The 21,802-nt window shown below is 56.9% G+C and carries 21 protein-coding genes; 18 read left to right on the top strand and 3 right to left on the bottom strand.

The window, feature by feature from the left end; translation table 11 throughout:
• The first annotated feature begins 6 nt into the window (after positions 1 to 6).
• From ACR3E2_RS14800 to ACR3E2_RS14845, 10 genes are all read left to right on the top strand, one after another.
• Positions 7 to 537, top strand: a complete 531-nt coding sequence (locus ACR3E2_RS14800) for an ester cyclase (protein WP_209507348.1) — start codon at positions 7 to 9, stop codon at positions 535 to 537.
• A gap of 11 nt (positions 538 to 548) precedes the next feature.
• The gene (gene hisD, locus ACR3E2_RS14805) at positions 549 to 1,889 is read left to right on the top strand and encodes a histidinol dehydrogenase (protein WP_480484718.1); all 1,341 of its coding nucleotides are present in this window, start codon (positions 549 to 551) and stop codon (positions 1,887 to 1,889) included.
• A gap of 83 nt (positions 1,890 to 1,972) precedes the next feature.
• Entirely contained in the window at positions 1,973 to 3,022 is a 1,050-nt protein-coding gene (locus ACR3E2_RS14810) for an ester cyclase (protein WP_480484717.1), read from the top strand.
• Position 3,023: 1 nt separating this feature from the next.
• Positions 3,024 to 3,791: an SDR family NAD(P)-dependent oxidoreductase gene (locus ACR3E2_RS14815; RefSeq protein ID WP_480484716.1), complete on the top strand. Its 768-nt coding sequence runs from the start codon at positions 3,024 to 3,026 to the stop codon at positions 3,789 to 3,791.
• Entirely contained in the window at positions 3,791 to 4,810 is a 1,020-nt protein-coding gene (locus ACR3E2_RS14820; protein ID WP_209599322.1) for a LacI family DNA-binding transcriptional regulator, read from the top strand. The genes ACR3E2_RS14815 and ACR3E2_RS14820 overlap by 1 nt, the downstream gene beginning before the upstream one ends.
• A complete protein-coding gene (locus ACR3E2_RS14825) occupies positions 4,807 to 5,781 on the top strand; it encodes a nuclear transport factor 2 family protein (protein ID WP_480484715.1) in 975 nt (324 codons plus the stop codon). The genes ACR3E2_RS14820 and ACR3E2_RS14825 overlap by 4 nt, the downstream gene beginning before the upstream one ends.
• Positions 5,782 to 5,932: 151 nt before the next feature.
• Complete coding sequence (locus ACR3E2_RS14830) at positions 5,933 to 6,895, top strand: cupin domain-containing protein (RefSeq protein WP_480484714.1); 963 nt, start codon at positions 5,933 to 5,935, stop codon at positions 6,893 to 6,895.
• 102 nt (positions 6,896 to 6,997) lie between these two features.
• Positions 6,998 to 8,122, top strand: coding sequence for a cobalamin-independent methionine synthase II family protein (locus ACR3E2_RS14835; protein WP_480484713.1), 1,125 nt, complete (start codon positions 6,998 to 7,000; stop codon positions 8,120 to 8,122).
• Entirely contained in the window at positions 8,119 to 8,814 is a 696-nt protein-coding gene (locus tag ACR3E2_RS14840) for an alpha/beta fold hydrolase (RefSeq protein WP_480484712.1), read from the top strand. Before ACR3E2_RS14835 ends, ACR3E2_RS14840 begins: the two co-directional genes overlap by 4 nt.
• Positions 8,811 to 9,506 (top strand): RraA family protein, encoded by a 696-nt coding sequence (locus tag ACR3E2_RS14845; protein WP_480484711.1) that lies wholly within the window; start codon positions 8,811 to 8,813, stop codon positions 9,504 to 9,506. The genes ACR3E2_RS14840 and ACR3E2_RS14845 overlap by 4 nt, the downstream gene beginning before the upstream one ends.
• 175 nt (positions 9,507 to 9,681) lie before the next feature.
• On the opposite strand, the gene ACR3E2_RS14850 is transcribed toward ACR3E2_RS14845, so the two are convergent.
• Positions 9,682 to 10,227 (bottom strand): TetR/AcrR family transcriptional regulator, encoded by a 546-nt coding sequence (locus ACR3E2_RS14850; protein ID WP_480484710.1) that lies wholly within the window; start codon positions 10,225 to 10,227, stop codon positions 9,682 to 9,684.
• A gap of 108 nt (positions 10,228 to 10,335) precedes the next feature.
• Between ACR3E2_RS14850 and ACR3E2_RS14855 the strand changes: the two genes are divergently transcribed.
• The 6 genes from ACR3E2_RS14855 to ACR3E2_RS14880 all read left to right on the top strand — a co-directional run bounded on the left by ACR3E2_RS14855 (position 10,336) and on the right by ACR3E2_RS14880 (position 16,985).
• The gene (locus ACR3E2_RS14855; protein WP_480474287.1) at positions 10,336 to 11,037 is read left to right on the top strand and encodes a type 1 glutamine amidotransferase domain-containing protein; all 702 of its coding nucleotides are present in this window, start codon (positions 10,336 to 10,338) and stop codon (positions 11,035 to 11,037) included.
• 57 nt (positions 11,038 to 11,094) lie between these two features.
• Complete coding sequence (locus tag ACR3E2_RS14860; protein ID WP_480484709.1) at positions 11,095 to 12,075, top strand: MBL fold metallo-hydrolase; 981 nt, start codon at positions 11,095 to 11,097, stop codon at positions 12,073 to 12,075.
• A 15-nt stretch (positions 12,076 to 12,090) separates the two neighbouring features.
• Positions 12,091 to 12,768, top strand: a complete 678-nt coding sequence (locus tag ACR3E2_RS14865) for a cupin domain-containing protein (protein WP_480484708.1) — start codon at positions 12,091 to 12,093, stop codon at positions 12,766 to 12,768.
• Positions 12,769 to 12,772: 4 nt separating this feature from the next.
• Positions 12,773 to 13,447 (top strand): SDR family NAD(P)-dependent oxidoreductase, encoded by a 675-nt coding sequence (locus tag ACR3E2_RS14870; RefSeq protein ID WP_480474284.1) that lies wholly within the window; start codon positions 12,773 to 12,775, stop codon positions 13,445 to 13,447.
• Entirely contained in the window at positions 13,447 to 14,532 is a 1,086-nt protein-coding gene (locus ACR3E2_RS14875; RefSeq protein ID WP_480484707.1) for a flavin monoamine oxidase family protein, read from the top strand. Before ACR3E2_RS14870 ends, ACR3E2_RS14875 begins: the two co-directional genes overlap by 1 nt.
• A 1,101-nt stretch (positions 14,533 to 15,633) precedes the next feature.
• A protein-coding gene (locus tag ACR3E2_RS14880; protein ID WP_480492787.1) for an IS3 family transposase occupies positions 15,634 to 16,985 on the top strand; the annotation gives its coding sequence in 2 pieces (ribosomal slippage) (positions 15,634 to 15,970 and positions 15,970 to 16,985; 1,353 coding nt in all).
• 192 nt (positions 16,986 to 17,177) lie between these two features.
• Here the strand turns inward: ACR3E2_RS14880 and ACR3E2_RS14885 are convergent.
• Complete coding sequence (locus ACR3E2_RS14885) at positions 17,178 to 17,930, bottom strand: hypothetical protein (RefSeq protein ID WP_480482910.1); 753 nt, start codon at positions 17,928 to 17,930, stop codon at positions 17,178 to 17,180.
• A gap of 95 nt (positions 17,931 to 18,025) precedes the next feature.
• The gene (locus tag ACR3E2_RS14890) at positions 18,026 to 19,684 is read right to left on the bottom strand and encodes a sulfatase-like hydrolase/transferase (protein WP_480482912.1); all 1,659 of its coding nucleotides are present in this window, start codon (positions 19,682 to 19,684) and stop codon (positions 18,026 to 18,028) included.
• A gap of 270 nt (positions 19,685 to 19,954) precedes the next feature.
• Here ACR3E2_RS14890 and ACR3E2_RS14895 point away from each other — a divergent pair, with 270 nt between their 5' ends.
• Both ACR3E2_RS14895 and ACR3E2_RS14900 read left to right on the top strand, forming a co-directional pair.
• Positions 19,955 to 20,932, top strand: a complete 978-nt coding sequence (locus ACR3E2_RS14895; RefSeq protein ID WP_480482914.1) for a helix-turn-helix domain-containing protein — start codon at positions 19,955 to 19,957, stop codon at positions 20,930 to 20,932.
• A 135-nt stretch (positions 20,933 to 21,067) separates the two neighbouring features.
• Positions 21,068 to 21,766 (top strand): GNAT family N-acetyltransferase, encoded by a 699-nt coding sequence (locus tag ACR3E2_RS14900; protein ID WP_480492788.1) that lies wholly within the window; start codon positions 21,068 to 21,070, stop codon positions 21,764 to 21,766.
• The last annotated feature ends 36 nt before the right edge of the window (positions 21,767 to 21,802 follow it).

Here is a 21,802-nt window from a genome sequence, read left to right on the forward strand (position 1 = left end):
AGACACATGAAGGGCTCCCGCCCCGAACAGGCCGTGCTGACACGTGACACGGACATGAGAAAAACCGACGAGACCCGCGCCGTGATCGAGGGGATGGTCGATGGTTTGAACGATCACCGCATCGACGATATCGGCGAATTCTTCGCAGAAGGGTTCCGCTGGATCGGCAACCGGGGCTGCGGCACCAAAACTGGGCTCAAGGAGTTTCAGGAAAACTGGCAACGCCCGTTTCAGGCGGCGTTCTCGGACAAGACCTGCATTGATGAGGCCCGGCTTTATATGGGCGAATGGGCTGCGGCCTTTGGCCGCCAGGAGGCAACCCACTCGGGCGAGTTTCTGGGCATCGCGCCCACCGGCAAGCGGGTCGAGATCCGATACATGGATTTCTGGAAAGTCGTCGATGGCAAGATCGTTGACAACTGGGTGAACGTCGATTTCGCCCACGTCGCCGCGCAGCTTGGCGTTGATCTGTTCAACGGCGAAGGCTGGGAAGCATTTGACCGGGGAGAAAAAACTCCACCCCGGCCCGAAAACTGAGGATAGAGACAATGGCTATTGAATACCTGAAACGCGGCAAACCTGAAGCTGACCGGGCGGAAGACGATGCCAAAACCCGAGCTGTTGTCGAAGAAACGCTGGCGGATATCGAAACCCGCGGCGATACCGCAGTGCGCGAGCTGTCTGAGAAGTTCGACAATTACTCGCCGGAAAGCTTCCGCTTGAGCCAGGATCAGATCGACGAGTTGATCGCTTCGCTGTCCGAGCGCGAATTGGCCGATATCAAGTTTGCTCAGAAACAGGTGATGAACTTTGCGCAGGCACAACGCGACTCGATGCTGGATATCGAGGTTGAAACTCTGCCAGGAGTGATCCTTGGTCACAAGAACATCCCTGTTCAGTCAGTGGGATGCTATGTCCCCGGTGGCAAATTCCCGATGGTGGCTTCGGCGCATATGTCAGTGGCAACTGCCAAGGTCGCCGGTGTTCCGCGCATCATAGCGTGTACCCCGCCCTTCCAGGGCAAACCCAATGCGGCCGTGATCGCAGCGATGCATCTAGGAGGCGCGCATGAGATCTATGTCATGGGCGGGATCCAGGCCGTCGGTGCCATGGCGATAGGGACTGAGACCATTGATCCGGTTCACATGCTGGTTGGCCCCGGCAACGCCTTTGTGGCCGAAGCCAAGCGCCAACTGTTTGGCCGGGTGGGCATCGACCTGTTCGCGGGTCCGACCGAGACGATGGTCATCGCCGATGAAACTGCTGCGGACGCCGAGCTTTGTGCGACCGATTTGCTGGGACAGGCCGAGCATGGATATAACAGCCCCTGCGTTCTGGTCACCAACTCGCGCAAACTGGCCGAAGAGACACTGAGCGAGATCGACCGTATCCTCGGGATCCTACCCACCGCCGGCACTGCCAAGGTCAGTTGGGAGGAATACGGCGAGGTCATCGTCTGCGACACCTATGACGAGATGCTTCAAGTGGCCGATGACATCGCGTCCGAGCACGTTCAGGTCATGACAGATCGCGACGACTGGTTCCTGGAAAACATGACTTGTTACGGTGCGCTGTTCCTTGGTCCACGCACCAACGTGGCCAACGGCGACAAGGTGATCGGTACCAACCATACACTGCCGACCAAAAAGGCCGGGCGCTATACCGGCGGGCTCTGGGTCGGCAAATTCATGAAAACCCACAGCTATCAGAAGGTCGTCACTGATGAGGCCGCAGCGATGATCGGCGAATACGGCTCACGTCTGTGTATGCTGGAAGGCTTTGTCGGCCATGCCGAACAATGCAACATCCGTGTCCGGCGTTATGGGGGCATCAACGTGCCCTATGGTGAAGGCGCACCATACCGCGAGACGGCCGATGCGACTTCGTAAGTGTGACGAATCTTGCGCAGGGATTCGACCGGGGCCCTACAGAATTTTTTGGATAAGAAGTTAAAATAATGCGAGATTTCGCAATGGATACTCACTCTACCCACAAGGTCCTGATCGCGCCCCTGCGCGAGGCAATGTATAAATTCGACGAAGCCGGAGTACGAGCGGCGCTGGAGGCGGTGATCGCGCCCGATGCTGCCATCCACATGTTGTATCCATTCGGAGATCTGACCGGCCCGCAGGAACTCTATGACACCTGTTACGCGCCACTTCTGAAATCCATGCCCGATCTTGAGCGTCGCGATTGGATCGTCATGGGTGGTCGGACAGAACAGGGCAACGACTGGGTTGGCTGCGGCGGCCACTACTTCGGCACCTTCGTCGCCCCCTGGCTGGACATCCCGCCGACCGGGCATCTGACCCACATGCGGTTCCACGAATTCTACCGCTTTGAAAATGGCAAGGTTGTCGAGATTCAGGCACTCTGGGACGTTCCCGAAGTCATGATGCAGGCGAATGCCTGGCCAATGGCCCCGTCTCTGGGGCTGGAGTTCTGCATTCCCGGCCCGGCGACTCTGGATGGCGTTGTGTCCGGACCGTGGGATGAGGTGAAATCTCTGGCCTCGTGCAATCATATCGTCGACATGCTGAAACATCTTGAGAAACACCCCAGCCAGGGTGGGCCCGAAGTGATGGAGATGGAGCGGTTCTGGCATCCGCGCATGAACTGGTACGGTCCCGCAGGGATCGGGACAGCGCGCGGTATCGCGGGATTCCGCAACTGGCACCAGATTCCCTTCCTCAACGGAATGCCCGATCGTGGTCAGTATGCCGACGAGATCACCTTTCACTTTTTTGGTGATGGCGACTACGCCGCTGTGACCGGCTGGCCGAACATGATCCAGACCGTCACCCATGACGGCTGGATGGGGATTGCGCCTTCGGGCAAACGGATCACTTTGAAGTCACTTGATTTCTGGCGTCTGGAAGGTGGGCTGATCCGCGAGAATTGGGTGTTGGTCGATCTGCTGGATGTGTATCGGCAATTGGGCGTAGATGTTTTTGCCCGACTGCGTGAGTTCAATAAGGCACGTGTACCCGGCACCATCCCATTCCCGGTCGGCGAGGTCTGATATGCCACATTTTCCCAGCACCCCCAGTTTCGACCTGAGCGGCAAGCGAGCTTTGGTCGCCGGAGCCTCGTCGGGCATAGGCATGGCCTGCGCTGTGGCGCTGGCGGAACATGGTGCTGAGGTCACTTTGGCGGCGCGCCGTGCTGGTGCGCTTCAGGATATTGCAAAAGATATGTCGGCGCAGGGATGGTCTGCCAGAGTTCTGGAACTGGATGTTTCGGACGTGGCGGCAACCGCTGAAGCCGTAGCGCAAAATGGGCCGTTCGATATTCTGCTGAACTCAGCCGGGCTTGCCCGACACAGCAAGGCCGTGGAAACACAGCCGGAAGATTTCGATGCGGTGATAGGCGTCAATGTCAAAGGTGCTTATTTCCTGACCCAGGCTGTTGCCAAAGGCCTGCTCGACGCTGGCCGCCCCGGTTCGCTGATCAATATCTCTAGCCAGATGGGCCATGTTGGTGGTCGCGAACGCGCGGTTTATTGTGCGTCGAAATTCGCGGTCGAAGGCTTCACCAAGGCGATGGCGCTTGAGTTCGGACCGGCAAAGATCCGGGTTAACACGATTTGCCCCACCTTCATTCTGACGGATCTGACAAAGTCGACTTTTGACGATCCGGACAAGCGGGCCTGGATTCTGGACAAGATAAAACTGGGTCGCCCCGGAGAGGTTGAAGACATCATGGGGGCGGTGGTTTATCTGGCATCGGATGCGTCGGCGCTGGTGACGGGCACGGCATTGATGGTTGACGGAGGTTGGACGGCAGACTGATGGCGACACAAAAAGTTACATCACTGGAAGTTGCCCGTCTCGCCGGGGTCAGCCAATCTGCGGTCAGCCGTGTGTTCACCCCCGGCGCGTCTGCGTCGAAAAAAACCGTTGAAAAGGTGCGCAAGGCGGCCAAGGAACTGGGCTATCGCCCGAACGTTCTGGCCCGCGCTGTAGTGTCCGGGAAAAGCCGGATCATCGGGCTTGTCGTGGCCTATCTGAACAACCAGTTCTATCCCGAGGCGCTGGAGAAGCTGACAAACACGTTACAGGAACGTGGATACCACGTGCTGATATTCATGGCCTCGCATGAATCAGGAAACATCGACAATGTGGTCGAGGAAATACTCGACTTTCAGGTCGAAGGGATTATCGCCGCTTCGGTGGCTTTGTCCTCAGATTTGTCAGACCGCTGCCGAACGGCCGGTATACCGATGGTGTTGTTCAATCGGGCACAAGACGACACGGCAATGTCGTCAGTTACATCTGACAACGTTGCCGGTGGTCGAAAGGCTGCCGAGTTCCTGTTGGCAGCTGGGCACCAAAAGATCGGATATATCGCCGGGTGGGAAGGAGCTTCGACCCAGCGTGACCGCGAAACAGGGTTTGTTGCGACCTTGCAGAAAGCCGGGGTTACGCTGCACGCCCGCGAAGTAGGAAACTTTTCGACGGAAGAAGCCCGGCAAGCCACGCTGCGGATGTTCGAAGCCGATCCGCCTGATGCGGTGTTTGTCGCCAACGATCACATGGCCGTTTCCGTGATGGACACGCTGCGGTTCGAATTGGGGCTGAATGTTCCGGGGGACGTTTCGGTCATCGGGTATGACGATGTCACTGTCGCCTCATGGCCAGCCTACAACCTGACCACCATTCGACAGCCCGCCAATCGCATGGTCACCGAAACTGTCGATATTCTGCTCGGCAAGATCGAGGACCCCGATGCCGGCCCGCGTCGGGTCGAGATTGACGGGCCGCTGATTGTTCGAGGCTCCGCCCGCATACCTGAAGGATGGAAGACATGAAGGGATTTAATCCCAAATTCAAAGACTTTCCCGATTACATAATAGGAATCACCAAAGAAATCTGGGAAGATCGCGGCATTGCGACGCTGCACGACTATTATGCCCCGGACATCGTCGTGCGTTCGCCTGGGTCGGTGGTTGTCGGAAATCAGAATGTCATTGCTGCCACTATGGCGACCCTTGCAGAGTTCCCTGATCGTACACTGTTGGGCGAGGATGTGATCTGGTCGGGAACGCCAGAAGAGGGCATGCTGTCGTCGCATCGCCTTTTATCCACCGCGAGCCATCTCGGTGACGGTGTTTATGGCAAGGCGACTGGCAAGAAACTGATCTACCGCATTCTTGCCGACTGCCACGCAATAAACAACCAGATCAACGATGAGTGGCTCATCCGCGACCAGAGCGCGATCGTGCAGCAGATGGGCTGGGATCCCAAGGAATACGCCCGCGATCTGATCGCGCGCGAGGGTGGGCCAGACGCCTGCGTGCAGCCCCTCACGCCCGCGAACGATAGGCCCGGCCCCTATAAAGGCCGTGGCAATGACAGTGAATGGGGCCAGAAATACGCGGATATCCTGACCCGGATCATGAATGCCGATATGAGGGTGATCGAGGCTGAATACGACCGCGCTGTTCTGTCAGAATATCCCGGCGGCACGACCGGCCACAGTTGGGGGCCGGTTGATAGGTTCTGGATGGGTCTGCGCGCAGCGTTCCCACGTGCCGAATTCAAGATCCACCATCAGATCGGCCGTGACGACCCGATGATGCCGCCGCGCGCCGCGATCCGCTGGTCTTTGCACGGCAAGCATGACGGCTGGGGCGTGTTCGGCGTGCCCACAGGGGCCGAGGTCTTTGTGCTGGGCATCAGCCACGCCGAGTTCGGTCCGTGGGGTCTGCGCAAAGAATACACCTTGTTTGACGAAACCTCGATCTGGAAACAGATTCTGCTGAAGACCGGTGATCTCTAGAATGTCGCACCGTATCTCAAATCTGGATTCCGGGCAGGCGTTGCGGCGGTACCACGCCCATCGCGCCAGCCTGCGCGCCCGGCGGCTGAACAATCGCCCGCCGGGTGGTTTGGATTGATTTCATCAAACCCAAATCAAAAGGAGAAAAGATATGAGTACCATCGAAAGCCGCATCGTCCGTTATGGCGAACTGAAGCCTTGTAAAACCGCGTTCATCGACGCCCACACGCCAGGTTCAGACCAGAAAGAGAACTTTACAATCATTGGCGGCGGCGTCAGCGAAAGCCCGGATCAGCACGTCCACATCACCGACAAGATCGGGTTCAACATCGGCGCAGCGGGGCAACCGCCGAAATGCCGCAACTCGCTGCACAGCCACACCACCGCCGAGGTGTTCTTTGTTGCTAAAGGTCGATGGCGGTTCTTCTGGGGTCGTTATGGCACGGCTGGCGAGTTCATCGCCGAAGAAGGCGACATCTTCAACATCCCGACCGGGATCTTCCGCGGCTTCGAGAATGTCGGCCAGGACTATGGGATGATCATGTCGATGCTTGGTGGCGACGATGCCGGTGGCGGCGTGACCTGGGCTCCGCAAGTCATTCAGGATGCGCAGGCCCATGGCCTGATGTTGGGCAATAACGGCGTCCTTTACGATAGCAAAAAGGGTGAGGAACTGCCACACAATGTGCAGCCGATGCCGCTACTGACCGAGGAAGAACTGAAAGCCTACCCTGAGGTTCCCGTTGATGCGGTGATCGGCAAATACGTCGCTCGCTACTGGGACCTGATGGCGCTGGCAGCGGACAAACCTGCGGTTGTGATCGGTGAAAATGGCCTGATCAAAGACAAGCCCGGTTTCGAGGTTGATTTTTTGACGCGCGGTTCGGCTGTGGCTGAACTGGTCAAGGCGGACAAACCCGTGGTTCTGATGCCGGCGAGTGGCCATTGGCACATCAAGATCAATGAGGTCGAGGTTACCCTGTCCAACGGTGATACCGCTCTGGTTCTGCCCGGTGAAAGCTACAGCGCTGAACCGTCTATGACCGGGCAAGCGGGTCTGTACCGGATCACCGCAACCGACGACCCTGCTGGGGCGACCTGGACAGGAGAATAACGCCGAAATTACACGTCCCGGTTTCAATCGGGGCGCGCGCAGCACATCCATCGCCGGCTTTCCGGCCCGGCGATGGACCTAGATTTGAATGGAGATCCTAACATGACCCGCGTTTCAACCACCCATGTGGGAAGTCTGCCACGAAATCAGGAGGTCGTTGACTTCATCTTTGCACGCGAGCGAGAGGAACCGTTCGATCAGGCTGCATTTGACGCCTGCATGACAGCGGCCGTGTCCGAGACCGTGCGGAAACAAGTCAAGGCTGGGGTTGATATCGTCTCGGACGGTGAGACCTCAAAGATCTCTTACGCCACTTACGTCAAGGACCGCTATACCGGCTTTGCAGGTGACAGCGCGCGCAATGCGCCGGCTGACCTCAAGATGTTTCCGGGCTTTCTGCAACGATTGGCCGATGACGGTGGAACGCCCCAGTATGCTCGACCCATGTGTGTGGGCGAGGTGCGCTCAAAAGGGCAGGGTGAGCTGCAGAAGGACATCGACAATCTCAAAGCCGCGATGGCCGAGCACGGGGTCGAGCGCGGTTTTATGAACGCCGCCAGCCCCGGAGTTATTTCCCTGTTTCTGCAAAATGATTTCTATCCGACGCGCGAGGCCTATCTGGCCGCGCTGGCCGATGCGATGAAGGAAGAATATGAGACCATCGTTGGTGCGGGTCTGGATCTGCAATTGGACTGCCCCGATCTGGCCCTGTCGCGCCATATGCTGTTCACCGATCTGTCCGACGACGAGTTCGTGAAAATCGCCAACATGCATGTTGAGGCATTGAACCACGCATTGCAGAATGTCCCATCTGACAAAGTGCGTGTCCATATCTGCTGGGGCAACTACGAGGGGCCGCATTGCTGCGACATCGGCATGGGCAAGGTGTTTTCGACGCTGATGTCGACCAAATCGCGCTATGTGCTGTTCGAAACCTCTAACCCGCGACACGCGCATGAATGGACGGTGTTCCGTGACCGCAAGGGTGAAATTCCGGGTGACAAGGTTCTTGTGCCCGGTGTGGTGGACACCACGACGAATTTTGTCGAACACCCGGAACTGATTGCTCAGCGTACCGAGCGGTTTACGAACATAGTTGGAAATGAGCGTGTAATCGCCGGATCAGATTGCGGCTTTGGCACCTTTGCGGGCTTTGGTGCGGTAGATCCGGATATCGCCTACGCCAAGCTGGGCGCACTTGCCGAAGGGGCTGCCCTGGTCAAATGACGCCGCTTATCCTCCTGCCCGGAATGATGTGCGATGCGCGGTTGTTCACCCCGCAGATCGACGCTTTGTCAGGCAAGTACCCGATCCTGTGCGCACCAATCGGAGGCCATGAAACGATGCGGGCGCTGGCCTCCGATGTGTTAGCCTATGCGCCCGAACGCTTTGCTCTGGCAGGACTCTCGATGGGTGGCATTGTGGGGATGGAAATCCTGCGTCAGGCACCGGACCGTGTGGCTGGTTTGGCGTTGATGGACACGAACCCGCTTGCTGAATTGGACGAGGTCAAAGCCAGGCGCGGCCCTCAGATCGATGCGGTCGGACGTGGCAACCTGCGCAAGGTCATGGCCGAAGAGATGAAACCGAACTACCTGACTGAAGGTCCGCGCCGCGCCGCCATTCTGGACCTGTGCATGGATATGGCCATGGATCTTGGCCCGGACGTTTTTGTCAATCAATCTAAAGCTCTGCGTGATCGCCCTGACCAGAGCAACACTCTGCGCAACTTCACCGACGCAGCACTCATTCTCTGCGGGCGCGACGATGCCCTGTGCCCTGTTTCAAGGCATGAATTGATGCACGATCTGATGCCACAGAGCCGGTTGGAAATCATAGAAAACGCCGGCCACCTGCCGACACTGGAACAACCGCGACAAACAACGGCGGCTTTGATCCGCTGGCTGGAGTTGATATGAACCAATCCTTGCTGGACCTGCTGAAAAAGATCGACACGCCGACTGTTTGTAACGCAATCGAAGTGGCGCAGGGCAAGCGCGGATTCAGTGAATTCACCCGGGGCACGATGTTATGTTCTGATCCCGATGCGGGCGCGATGGTTGGATATGCCCGTACCGCGAAGATTGCCGCCGTGAACCCGCCGTCAGAACCGCCTGAGGAGATCCGCCAACGTCGGATGGATTATTACAGGCATATGGCAACTGGGAGCGGCCCGGCTGTCACCGTGGTTGAGGATTTGGATTATCCAGATTGCATCGGCGCCTTTTGGGGTGAGATCAATACGACGATCCACAAGGGCTTCGGCATCAGTGGTGCGCTGACCAACGGGGTAATGCGCGACCTGGGCGATCTACCCGGTAACTTCCCGGTTGTTGCCGGGTCAATCGGGCCCAGTCACGGGTTCGTACATGTGCGCAAAATCGGCACCTCGGTTTCTATCTTTGGTCTGAAGATCCAGAACGGCGATCTTGTGCACGCGGACCGTCATGGTGCGCTGGTTATCCCGCCCGAAGTCGTGGGCAAGCTTGAACGGGCGATCATCAAATTGCTTGAAACCGAAAAACTGATTCTGGATCCCGCCCGCGCAACCGGGTTCGATTTCGATGCCTTCGAAAAAGCATGGGCGGCGTTTGAAGCCTCTCGGACTTAAACTTGCGATCTGTATTCCCCGGTTCTGAAGGTGTAGACCCCGCTGGGATCTGTTGCAAATTTTCGACTTCAATATTCCGATATCCATTCACTCGAAGCACTTGTGAGCGTCAACAGTCAAAGGTTTGCAACAGATCCCCGCCCCTGCGCATGGGACGCACTGCTAGCTTCTGTTCCTAAATCGTACCAACGCCGCGAATTGCAGCTTTGGCAACCTGTTCAAACATCGATCGATCGTTTGACGCTGATGCGACGATCATGCCCCCTTCAAGGGCGGCGACGATGAGGTTTGCCTTGTCAGCGGCATCCTTGACCCCATGCTTGACGAGCAGATTTTGGAGCCATGCCTTGTTCATCTCGAAGAAGGCTTTTGTGCGTTGGTTGATGTTTTCCGGCAGTCCAATGGCCTCGGCGCCCATGACGGCGCAAAGGCATATCGATTCGTTCAGCACAAGCGCTTTGGAGTAGAGCGAAACGAAGCAGTCCAGAGCGGTTTGCAGATCGTTCAGGTCAATCTTGTCCAGTTCTGCCTTGAATTGCTCGGCGTAGCGGGTGACGAGAGCCTCCCCGAGATCCGGTTTGGTGGGGAAATGGTAGTGTACGCTGGCACTTTTGATTCCCACATCGTTCGCCAGGTCACGGAAACTCATCTCCGAAAAGCCCGCGCTGCGCACGCGTTTCTCGGCGGCGATAAGAATTTTTTCTTTCATTGTCAGTGGCATGACTACCTCCAATCTACCGATTGATAGATAAACGTTGACAGCCCAGGAATCAACTTCTAACTGTTATCTACCTAGTGATAGATAGATATTGATGAAAGGATCACGCTGATGGCTACTGGAAACAAACAAAAACGCGTCTTGCTGGTCATGTCGTCCGTTGACGAAATGGGCATCTCGGGCAAGCAAACCGGCACCTGGTTCGAAGAGGTCGCAACCCCGTATTACGTCCTGACGGAAGCGGGCTATGAGGTTGTCTTTGCCTCGCCCAAAGGCGGCAACGCGCCGATTGACCTGCTGTCGATGAAGGCTCCGTTCACTACCGAAAACACTGACCGCTTCTTCAACGATCCGGTGGCCATGTTCGCGGTACAGAATACCCGCAAACTGCGCGAGATCGACTATTCGACCTTCGATGCGCTTTTCGTACCCGGCGGTTATGGATTGATCTGGGATCTGGCGTCGGACAGCCATGCTATCAAGATGATCCGGGAGTTCTACGAATCCGAACGGCCTGTCGCGATGGTCTGCCACGCGCCGGCCATACTGCGGGATATCAAGAAGTCAGACGGCAGCTACCTGGTTGAGGGCCTCAGCCTGACCGGTTTCAAGAACGACGAAGACAGTGAGATCGAGCTTCTGCATCACCTTCTGTTCTCTCTCGAAGATGAACTGAAACGCCGTGGCGCCACCTACGTCAGCAAGGCCAACTGGGAGGCCAACGTGGTCGAAGATGGCGCCCTGATGACCGGCCAAAGCCCGGCGTCGGCACCACCACTCGCGGAAGCGCTCAAGCAGCGCCTGGCTGCCTGACGCCTTACGTCGGGGCGGGCACCTGTCCGCCCCGGCAATTCGAAATGGAGAAGTCCCATGTCCGCCGATCTGCTACCCATCGACAGTGTCGAGATTCTCGTTCTCATCGACAACCGGACGGACAGCCTGTCCAGCGTGCCCGAGGGGTTCACCCATGAGTGGATCAACCTCCACAACGTCGGGATGAAGCAAATCTCGGGCGCCGGTCAGTGTTGTGCCAATCACGGCTTGGCGTTGATCATCACAGCCCGGCGCGGTGTGACGGAACATACATTGCTCTTTGACGCCGGGCCGGTGGATTTTGCCGTCGAGTTCAACGCATCACGCCTTGGCAAATCCTTTGCAGCCATCGAGGCGATCGCCCTGTCGCATGGGCATTGGGACCATGCAGGCGGCATTCCAGCGGCAATCGACCTGATCCGCAAGGATGGCCAGACCGGCGAGTTACCGGTTTATCTGCATCCCGGGATGTTCCGCAAACGCGCCTTTCCGCTTTCATCGGGGGAACTGATCGAAATTCGCGAAATCGCCACGCCCGAAGCCCTGGCTGCGCAGGGGGCTACACCCGTTGTTACGGATCAACCGGTCAGCGTGCTGGACGATATGTTCTATATTTCGGGCGAAATTCCCCGTGTCACGGATTACGAGGTCGGATTTCCGGGTCATGTCCGCCGCACCGAAGACGGCGCGGGTTGGGAAGACGACCCGTTGCTCATGGACGAACGCTATGTGGCGGTGAACATCGCGGGCAAAGGGCTGGTGGTGTTTTCGGCCTGTAGCCATGCGGGTATCGTCAATGTCCTTCATGCCGCTCAAAGGGATATCCCCGGAGTGCCGATCCATGGCCTAACCGGCGGCTTTCACCTTGCCGGTGGCAACGAAAAGATCATCGACCGGACCGTCGCCGACTTTGCGCAGTTCGACATCGACCTGATCATGCCCGGCCACTGCACAGGTTGGCGTGCGACAAACGCGCTGGAACGCCAATACGGCGAACGGGTTGTGCCGATTGCCGTCGGCATGAAGATCAACCTTTGAGAAAGGGAATGAGCCATGGAAATCAATGCAAACTTTGATGAACGCGCTGTCGTCCACTCGGAGAACGAGCCCTGGGTCCCCTCGCCAATGAAGGGTGTCGACCGTCGCATGCTCGACCGGATCGGCGACGAGGTTGCACGGGCAACAACGATTGTCCGCTATGCACCAGGCAGCGCCTTTTCGGCCCATACCCATACCGGTGGCGAAGAGTTTCTGGTGCTTGACGGCGTCTTTCAGGACGAGCACGGGGATTTTCCCGTCGGCACCTATGTGCGCAACCCGCCGACCACGTCGCATACGCCAAGCGCGGCGGACGGGGCAACGATCCTGGTCAAGCTTTGGCAGTTCGACCCGGAGGACCGCACACAGCTGACAATCGACACAAACGCGCAGGACCCGCGCCCGGTTGCAGATGGCATATCCGAAATCCCGCTTTTCGAGGATTCCCGTGAACGGGTCCGGATCGAGCTTTGGGATGCATCGGCCAATGTGACCGTGACCGACCACAAGGGGTTCGAGGCACTGGTGATCGAAGGCAGCTTCTCTGAGCACGGAGAGATCTTCGAGAAGAATTCATGGCTGCGTCTGCCGCCGGGTATGGCGCTCGATGCCACGGCCGGGCCCAAAGGCGCGCGCCTGTGGGTCAAAACCGACCACCTGGCAGAACCGCCGGTCATCCCGGGCAAAGGATAGGATCATGGGCAAACCCCTTGCAATTGTCGCTGGTGCTGGTCCGGGGCTTGGGCAGACGCTGGTTTCGGCATTTGGTCAGAATGGCTATACGGCATTTGGTCTCAACCGGACGATCCCGTCGGGTGCCGACCAAATTCTGCAAGTCGACCTGGCGGATCCGAAACACACAAAGGCCAAGCTGCGCAACATCATCTGCACCCATGGCGCGCCGAAGCTTGTTGTTCAGAACACCGCGAAACTCGTGATCGCGCCGTTCGAGGAAACAAGCATCGAGGATTTCGAAGCGACCTGGCGGGCCATGGTCCTGTCAACGGTCAACCTGGCACACCGAATTTTGCCCGCAATGGTTGATACCGGGGGCGGCACCTTTATCGTCTCTGGTGCCACAGCCAGCCTGCGCGGTGGCAGGAACTTTGCAGCCTTCGCTTCGGCCAAGGCGGGTCTGCGGGCATTGACCCAATCCCTGGCCCGCGAATACGGGCCGCAAGGCGTGCATGTGGTGCATGTGATTCTGGACGGGATCGTCGACACCAGGGCCAGCCGGGATCTGCACAAGATGGATCCGGCGCGGATGATGAAACCTGTGGACATCGCTCAGACCTATCTGGCGCTGGCCAACCAACCGCAATCCACCTGGACCCACGAATTGGATCTCAGACCCAAAGGGGAGGCATTCTGATGCAAACCGATACTCTGATTGTTGGCGGAGGTCTCTCCGGCCTTGCCCTTGCCGATCAGCTGACACGAAACGGCACGGATTTCCTTCTGATCGAAGCGCAGGACCGCCTGGGCGGGCGCATCCTGACCAAAGACCTGTCGGGCGGAAAGTTCGACCTTGGCCCGGCCTGGTTCTGGCCCGGCCAGCCGCGAATGGCCGCCTTGGCCCGGCGTTTCCGAATCCCGGTGTTCGAACAGTTTGCCACCGGCGATCAGATGTATCAGGACCAGTCCGGCGCCGTCCAACGTGCCCGCGGCTATGCCTCGATGCAGGGCTCCTACCGGCTTGCCGGGGGCATGGGCGCCATGATCGACGCGCTTGCCGGATCTCTGGATGCCGGTCACGTCTTGACACAGGCGAGCCTCAAATCGGTCAATCATTCTCCGGGCATGATCACTGCATCTCTCGACCATGACGGCACGGCCCTTTCCGTTGAAGCCCGGCAAATCATGCTGGCGATCCCGCCGCGGGTGATTGCGGAAACCGTCAAATTCGAGCCGGCGCTGGATGCAGCACAGATCCAGGCCTTGAAAAACGTCCCGACCTGGATGGCGGGGCAGGCCAAGATCCTCGCGGTTTACGATGAGCCCCACTGGCGCAATGCCGGGCTTTCGGGTGACGCCATGAGCCATCGCGGCCCTATGGTCGAAATCCACGACGCCTCTCCCATGAAGGGCGGTCCCTACGCGCTGTTCGGTTTCGTCGGCTATCCCGCCGACACGCGCGAGGCACACAAGGACGCCATGATGGACGATGCCCTGGCGCAACTTACGGCGATGTTTGGCCCCAAGATGGCGCAGCCCCTCGATCTGGAACTGCAGGACTGGGCCACAATCCCGGAAATCTCCCGCACGCAGGATCGCGTTCCGGTGCGCTTCCACCCAAGCTACGGCTTGCCTTCAATCCTCGGCAGCTTGGCGGAACGGGGTGTGCATTTCTGCTCGACCGAAACCGCACGCGGGTTTGGCGGATTTCTTGAAGGCGCGCTGGAGGCTGCTGAGAGAGTTGCAGCATTCGCAGATGAAACCATCATAGCTGAGGCCTGACCGAGCTTTCACTGTCGCCCTTTGTCTTGAATGATCGCTCACGTATGGAAGATGGTTCGATGGCGGGATATCACGGCGCTGCTACAAAGACCGCTCACAACCGCAGTTGGAGGTGGTTAAACATCAGATCGAATGCCTACTATATTTCGGCCCTCGTGGACGGCCCAATCCTGCCGTTCGACCTTAGTCCTGAATTCTGCGGTTGCAGCCCGCTTTCCGGACATTCGCCGCAAGCGCGAACTCCGGGCCTCGTCGAACTCACAGATTGCGGACAAAACCGCCGTTTGGATCGCCGATATGCAAGTCAGCTTCACCGCAGTTTGCAGGCTTTCGAGGCGAATTGCTCGCAAGGTGCACGTTGGGAATGCTCAACTTATTGATAATGTTGACAGATTGATCCACTCCTCCACGGCGTAGGCTTAAAGTTTCTCGGGCTTCCAATCTCTGAAGCGGGCGCGACCGAGATCGGACGTCCACCACGGCCAAAAAAAACTGACGGAAGAGCCAACTGGGGACAGCAAGTTGCCGTTGAACTCATACGCTTCAGCGGCTGATTAGAGACTTTACTTGGCGCCGCTGTCTCAGGGTTCGCTGCCAACATCCAAGCCCATCATATTAATCAGCTTAGTGCCGATGTCGCTGGCAATGGCACTGGGCCGCTCAATCAGGCCCACTATCGTGGGCGTTTGCGGTAAACACGAACTCAAAAGGACTCATTGAAGGGGACATGAATAGCATGTCGCCACGGTGAGGGGGCGAGAATAAAACTCCCTCAAGATGGTTAAGCGCCATTTCGCGGATTTGCGAACCCGAAACCAAAGCCACGCGAAGAACCGGGCAAGCGCCTCTTGCTGTCAGCGCAAACAAACTGTTCTTGGTCCAGCCAAAGCTGTCCGCATAAGGTCGAATCCACCCTTTACGCGCGATCTTTAGCCGTCGGCTCAGCGGATACGGTTAAACCGCCGATGCGAATGGCTACCTCGGTCCTCTCAATCCGGCTCTGCCCAATCGCAAACTGTCCGCCATCAGCACCCATGGAACAGACTAGGTTGATTGCGTAGCGGAGGATTTCAGGCTCATCGTAACCATCAGAGAGTGGAGATGAGAATGAAATCCGGGAAACAGAAAGCGTCAGCAGAGAGAGTTGTCAAAGACATCCGCAGGAAGACACGGCGCCAGCATTCGGCAGAGGAGAAGATCCGTATTGTGTTGGATGGGCTTCGTGGTGAAGACAGCATAGCGGAGCTGTGTCGCCGTGAAGGAATAGCTACGAGCCTGTATTACAGCTGGTCGAAAGAGTTCCTTGAGGCCGGTAAGAAGCGGTTGGCTGGCGATACCGCACGCCAGGCTACCAGCTCTGAGGTGAAGGATTTGAGAGCGGAATCGTCGGCGCTGAAAGAGGTAGTCGCCGACCTGACCCTTGAGAACCGGCTGCTCAAAAAAAGCATGTTCGAGGATGGGGGAGACGACGAATGAGATATCCCGCATCCGAAAAGCTTGAGATCATCCGGCTGGTTGACGGTTCGCACCTGCCGATCAAACGCACACTGGAAAAGCTCGGCATTCCCAGAACGACCTTCTACCGCTGGTACGACAGGTATCTGTCTTTCGGCGAGGCCGGGCTTGAGGATCGCCATTCCCGGCCAGGTAGGGTTTGGAACCGCATCCCCGACAAGGTGCGCAAGCAGATCGTGGAACTGGCTCTGGAAGAACCCGAGTTATCGCCCCGCGAGCTTGCGGTGCGGTTCACCGACACCAGGCGCTACTTCGTTTCTGAGGCCAGTGTTTACAGGCTTCTGAAGGCACAAGATCTGATCACTAGCCCAGCCTGCATCACCATCAAAGCGGCGGATGAATTCCATGAGAAGACTGTGCGGCCGAACCAGCTTTGGCAGACCGACTTCACCTATCTCAAAGTCATCGGTTGGGGCTGGTTCTACCTGTCTACGATCCTGGATGATTACAGCCGTTACGTTGTCTCTTGGCGCCTTTGCACCACGATGAAAGCTGACGATGTCACAGGAACGCTGGAAGACGCTTTGGCTGCATCAGGTTGTGACAGTGTCACCGTTGCCCACAAGCCCCGGCTGCTCAGCGACAACGGCAGCAGTTACATCTCTGGCGAGTTGGCGAAATGGCTGGATGAGCAGGGTATGGATCATGTTCGGGGAGCGCCCAACCATCCGCAGACCCAGGGCAAGATTGAGCGATGGCATCAGACGATGAAGAACCGTGTCCTGCTGGAAAACTACTATCTGCCAGGAGCGCTCGAACAGGCCAACGGCGACTTCATCAATCACTACAACCACAACCGATACCACGAGAGCATCAGCAATCTGACACCCGCCGATGTCTATTTCGGTCGAGCCGAAACAATCCTCAGACGCAGAAAGGAAATCAAACACCAGACAATCCAGAAACGCCGCTTGCTGCATCATCAGAACGCGGCGTAGATTGAAACTGCGGCGAGCCTGATCCTCCTAAGCCAATCAAACGCTCGTGTTCCAAATCATTCGATGACGGACAAGAAGGAGGGTCGCGCCAATTGATCTAATCAGGTTCATATCTCTCTCCATTGCTTTGTCGGACTTACGTCTTGATGTTCTTTGCTCCGAGCCGGCCGAGGGGGTCTGACATTTGTCGGCTCAAAACCCGAACCTTGCGCCAATGAACGGTCCCTGAAAAGTCAGATCAGACAGCACCTGGGAGTTACCGAGATCCCAGGTCAGATACCGGTAACCAAACACCAAGTCCCAATTGTTGATCCGGTAATTGACGGCGGCACTGAGTTGCGCAGTCAGATCACTTTCGCCTGCCCCGATGTCCGCGTAGTAAGAAAGACCCCACCGATCTGCGATCCGGGTCGTCCCACGGACGCCGACTATTGCGTCCCAGTTGTTGATCCCGCCTGAGATTCGCTGTGATCCTAAGCCAATGGAGATACTGGCACTGGTGTCGAGATCCATGCCCCGAAACCCGCCCAGAACAGCGACCCGCGTGTCGGCGTTGTCGACAAGATCATAGCCCACGGAGCCGGAAAATACCGTACCGCGCACGTCGGCATCCGCGCTGGCTGGAATGCCTGGGCCCACGGCGGCGTCCTGGTCATCACTCAGATCCAGGTACAAGGCGTCCGCAAAAATCGAGAACCTGCCACGCCGCGCCTCAACCGCGCCCATCAATGCAAAATCGAGATTGTCGAGAATGTCGCTGAAGCTGATGTCGATGCTGCCACCGGTTGTTGTTTCTCCGCTCAGCGCCGGGCCCCAGAGATACAGATAGCCGGTGAAATCCCAACTCGCATCTTGCGCATTTCCATTCGTTGCCCAGCCCAAAGACAAAGCAACGCTTAGAGTGGCCAGGAGTTGCCTTTGAGCTGACGTGGTTTTTTTAAACATGACATTGACCTGTTGATGGGCTGGCTATTCAGTGCGACGCACTTTCTTCAACTTCGAGGTGGGCGCGCAGACAGGCTCTGCGCGCCATTGGGCTTTTATTCTTGCCAGCTCATGAAGACCTGCCGCGCTTCTTCGCTTTCGGGACGCAGGTTTTCTATGCCGCCATACGGAACGTCCTTGCCGATCTCAGAGTTCGGATACTTGGCGATCATCTTCTGATGGCGCTTGACCATGTCCTGGAAGGAGGCACCGGACCACAGCGCGTTTCCGATCAGAGCGTTCTCTTCCCGCGGGTCGCGGTAGATGTTGAAGACGGGTGCTGCCGCTCCGGGCTGACCTGGCGCAGGCAGGTGCATTTTGAACTCTTGCTTGACGACTGAACGCAGAACCGGTCCCTCATAGACATACACGTAGTCGCGGCGGCCGTTGCCCTCACCTTCAAGCAGCAGGGCGGTCTGATCGATCCCGTCGATCACCCGATCACGCGGAATGAAATCCGTTGCGCCAGCGATGCGTGCCATCGTGGTGTAGATGTCCGAGACGTGAAAGATGTCACCAGCGGCGCTGTCTGCTTCGATCACTCCGGGCCAGCGGATGAAGGCATCCGTACGTACGCCACCTTCGAGGTGTTGGGTTTTGCCGCCGCGATAGATCAGTTGGTTCAGCCCCGACGTCCCCTCGTATTGGTGCATCAACCCGTTATCCGCCATGATCATGACGATGGTATTGTCTGCCTCACCGGTTTCTTCCAACTTTGCCAGCAAGTCTCCGATCCACCTGTCCAAAAGCTGCAACTTGTCCGCATGGAACCCGCCGTTTCGCGAAAGCGCCTGATCGGGATAGACAAAGTTCAGCGGGTAGAGCGGCCAATACTGAAGAAAGAAGGGCTCATCCATAGCCGCGACGCGTTCTAGCTGTTCAATCGCCTGCGCTTGATAGCGTTCATTCATCTCTTCATACTTGGCCTGCGTCCATTCTTCGCCCGCAACCATTTCGACCTCGCGGGCGGGCCCACCTGCCTCACCTTCGACACCGGTCACCAAACCATAGGGCTTGAACCGCTCATCCAGCAGGAACTCATTATTCTGGCCTGATGCATGGTATCCTAGCATATTGTTGGCCTGCATGGCTTCGCGGGTCATCAGGCTCAGCTGAACCTGTTGATGCAGCGGGAAAGCCGCCCAATCGAAGCCCTGATTGTGTGGATACGCTTCCTCTATGTCGCCCTGATGCCATTTGCCAACATGGGAGGTATTGTACCCCGCATGTTTCAGGATCTCAGGCAACGTCACTTCACTCGCCGGCAGACCTTCACCCACCAAAGCAACCTTTACTTCCTCTACCCCGGCCCGGATCGGATGGCGTCCGGTCAGCATAGCCGTTCGCGTCGGCGTGCATGAGGGCTCAGTGTACATCCGCATCAACGACATGCCCTCGCTGGCAAAGTCATTGATGTTCGGGGTTTCAATGCCCATCACGTAGTTCATCTTTCGCTCGCCCATCTGGCCGAAGCTGATGTCATCGATAAGGATGTATAGAAAATTCGGTGGCTTACCGCCGTTGGCGCCCCGGATTTCTGCCAACCTCGCTTCAATCTCAACATCCTGCGCATCCCATTGCTCTCCGAACTGAGCGCGCAAAAATTCAAACTCACCGTCGTACACAATCGCGTCTTGTTGTGCGACCGCTGGCATGGCGCACAACACTGCAAACATACAGGCCGCGACACCAGTCTTCTTTGTAACACTAGTCACTCTTTGATCCTCCTTGAGTACTCGCAGATTCCATGGCCTGAACAATCAGTTCGTGGCACGTGGCCGAGAGCGATTGTTTTGATCTCTGCGCCAATGCCAAAAGGCGTTCGTGCTCAGGTGGCGTAAGAAACGTCACAACCCGTTCTGACCGCGCATCGGCTTCAGGAAGCCGCGGGCGACCCATAGTTGTATCGTTTGAGGACCCCCCAGTCACTTGACACCCCGCCTATCGAATTAGCTAGATTACCGGTAAACTGTCAGGCTCTGGGAATGGACCACATCAAAAATTCGCCAAATTTGCAGAATGCTTCTCCTCCCGGATCGGACGGAGTGGCACCCGCAATCGCGCTGAATTTTGACCATCCCAACATGATTGGTGACTTTACACCCTGGGAGATCGACTTTCGGCAGCTCGATGCGGGGCGTTTGTCTACGAGAATAACAGTGCGCTCAGGACACGCGGTGTCCGCTCTGAACATCGCGATGAACCAACGCGTTCACCAGCGCGGTGTTTCACCGAAGGGATGGATGACCTTTGGCATCCCATCAAAGGGCGCAGTCGACAAATGGCAAGCAAAGGACGTAACCGATGGTGCATTTCTGTCTTTTGGAGACAGCGATGGATTTGACGGAGTTTCGACGGCCGGATTTACAGGTAACGTCATATCCTTTGAAACCCAACGACTGGAGAAGCTGGCTGACGCCTGTGGGTTTCATCTGAATGGCCACAGACCGGATGCCCGCAAATTTAGTTCCAAAGCAGGGTTGGTCTGCCTGGCGCAATTGGAGCGCCACGTATCCCAACTGCTTAGCAACTCTGATGCGCTATGGTCTCAAGAGGCAGAGGAAACTCTGATGCTTGAGGCCCTGAGCATCCTGACTGACAACGAAGCACATTTTGACAGAAGTCAGGCGCATACCAGACGACGTGCCCTCCACCGAGCAATCGACCGTATGCTCGCCAATCTTGAAGAACCAATTTCGATAGAAGAGATTTGCAAAGAAAGCGGGGCGTCCTGGCGAACCCTGGATCGCGCGTTCAAGGAGCAGTTCGGACAAGGCCCCAAGTCATACTATATGCGACTTCGGCTGAACCGCGTTCGAGAGGACCTTCTTGCAGGGACTTTCGATGGTAAAATAGCTGACGCTGCCAACCGGTGCGGATTTTGGCACATGGGTCAGTTCGCGAGGGACTACAGACTGTTTTTTGGCGTACTGCCATCCCAGACGTGGGGTGGTCCAAACTAGAAATTCGGTATCCGGATTCGAGCAACAATTGCCACCGGCATTCAGAAATACAAACTTACTTCGCTGTAAGTCAGCCTACTCTCCTCGGTGCCTTGGAGTTGGAGTTCCCCCGGCTTGATGGACACTTTTTCACTGATGAAGGATAGTGTTTTTCATGCCGAGAACGAGGAACCCGTATCTTCGTTGAACTGGTTCGGTCAGGTGCTGCTTTTGATGAACACTTCGTTCGTCAGGGAGTACAGCGTCCTGGCGCAAAGCTGGTTTTTTGCTGAGTCTGATGCACAGGCGATTGGTGTGGCAGCTTCAAAGATACCTTCGGACCAATATCGTTCCGGTCTTGAAAGCGGCGTCAAGGCAGGGCACTCGCTATCGCACGAAGACTATCCGTATGAGTTGGGTTATGTTTCTGTCTCACCTGATCATGGGAAGCGCGGCATAGGGCGAAAACTTGTCGACATCGTGTTGGAACCTGCAGAGGGAAAAGGTGTTTTTGCCACTACAAGCAACCCTGCGATGAAGGACGGAGTTCTACAACAAAAAGGAGTTTTCCAGACTGGAAACGTTTGGAAAAACGACAAAAACGAAACGCTTCAACTCTTACTTCGAAGCGCACAGAAAAGTGATCGTGTCCCTGTTTCGGCCCGTTCCTGCCGTTGGCCATTTGATGCGAATGCTGCGGTGCGGTTCGTCAGAGCCGCCATTCGCTGCAAGTGCAAAATCTCCAAGTATCGGAACTCACAGTCCGCGGACAAAGGGAACTTTCACCGGGCAGGTGCCAAGGTCTGCTTCCGGATTTCTTTAAGATTTTCGAGCGTTTCTTCTTTGGCTGAATAAGGAGGCGATTGCGGCTTCAAAAAAACACTAATGTCG

It is taken from the genome of Ruegeria sp. AL7 (assembly GCF_056536105.1).

Coding starts and splice junctions, on each gene's coding strand:
- ACR3E2_RS14855 (WP_480474287.1), top strand. CDS start 10,336: ATGGCTACTGGAAACAAACAAAAACGCGTCTTGCTGGTCATGTCGTCC.
- ACR3E2_RS14860 (WP_480484709.1), top strand. CDS start 11,095: ATGTCCGCCGATCTGCTACCCATCGACAGTGTCGAGATTCTCGTTCTC.
- ACR3E2_RS14810 (WP_480484717.1), top strand. CDS start 1,973: ATGGATACTCACTCTACCCACAAGGTCCTGATCGCGCCCCTGCGCGAG.
- ACR3E2_RS14815 (WP_480484716.1), top strand. CDS start 3,024: ATGCCACATTTTCCCAGCACCCCCAGTTTCGACCTGAGCGGCAAGCGA.
- ACR3E2_RS14830 (WP_480484714.1), top strand. CDS start 5,933: ATGAGTACCATCGAAAGCCGCATCGTCCGTTATGGCGAACTGAAGCCT.
- ACR3E2_RS14900 (WP_480492788.1), top strand. CDS start 21,068: ATGAAGGATAGTGTTTTTCATGCCGAGAACGAGGAACCCGTATCTTCG.
- hisD (WP_480484718.1), top strand. CDS start 549: ATGGCTATTGAATACCTGAAACGCGGCAAACCTGAAGCTGACCGGGCG.
- ACR3E2_RS14865 (WP_480484708.1), top strand. CDS start 12,091: ATGGAAATCAATGCAAACTTTGATGAACGCGCTGTCGTCCACTCGGAG.
- ACR3E2_RS14885 (WP_480482910.1), bottom strand. CDS start 17,930: ATGTTTAAAAAAACCACGTCAGCTCAAAGGCAACTCCTGGCCACTCTA.
- ACR3E2_RS14845 (WP_480484711.1), top strand. CDS start 8,811: ATGAACCAATCCTTGCTGGACCTGCTGAAAAAGATCGACACGCCGACT.
- ACR3E2_RS14895 (WP_480482914.1), top strand. CDS start 19,955: ATGGACCACATCAAAAATTCGCCAAATTTGCAGAATGCTTCTCCTCCC.
- ACR3E2_RS14835 (WP_480484713.1), top strand. CDS start 6,998: ATGACCCGCGTTTCAACCACCCATGTGGGAAGTCTGCCACGAAATCAG.
- ACR3E2_RS14870 (WP_480474284.1), top strand. CDS start 12,773: ATGGGCAAACCCCTTGCAATTGTCGCTGGTGCTGGTCCGGGGCTTGGG.
- ACR3E2_RS14825 (WP_480484715.1), top strand. CDS start 4,807: ATGAAGGGATTTAATCCCAAATTCAAAGACTTTCCCGATTACATAATA.
- ACR3E2_RS14850 (WP_480484710.1), bottom strand. CDS start 10,227: ATGCCACTGACAATGAAAGAAAAAATTCTTATCGCCGCCGAGAAACGC.
- ACR3E2_RS14800 (WP_209507348.1), top strand. CDS start 7: ATGAAGGGCTCCCGCCCCGAACAGGCCGTGCTGACACGTGACACGGAC.
- ACR3E2_RS14820 (WP_209599322.1), top strand. CDS start 3,791: ATGGCGACACAAAAAGTTACATCACTGGAAGTTGCCCGTCTCGCCGGG.
- ACR3E2_RS14840 (WP_480484712.1), top strand. CDS start 8,119: ATGACGCCGCTTATCCTCCTGCCCGGAATGATGTGCGATGCGCGGTTG.
- ACR3E2_RS14875 (WP_480484707.1), top strand. CDS start 13,447: ATGCAAACCGATACTCTGATTGTTGGCGGAGGTCTCTCCGGCCTTGCC.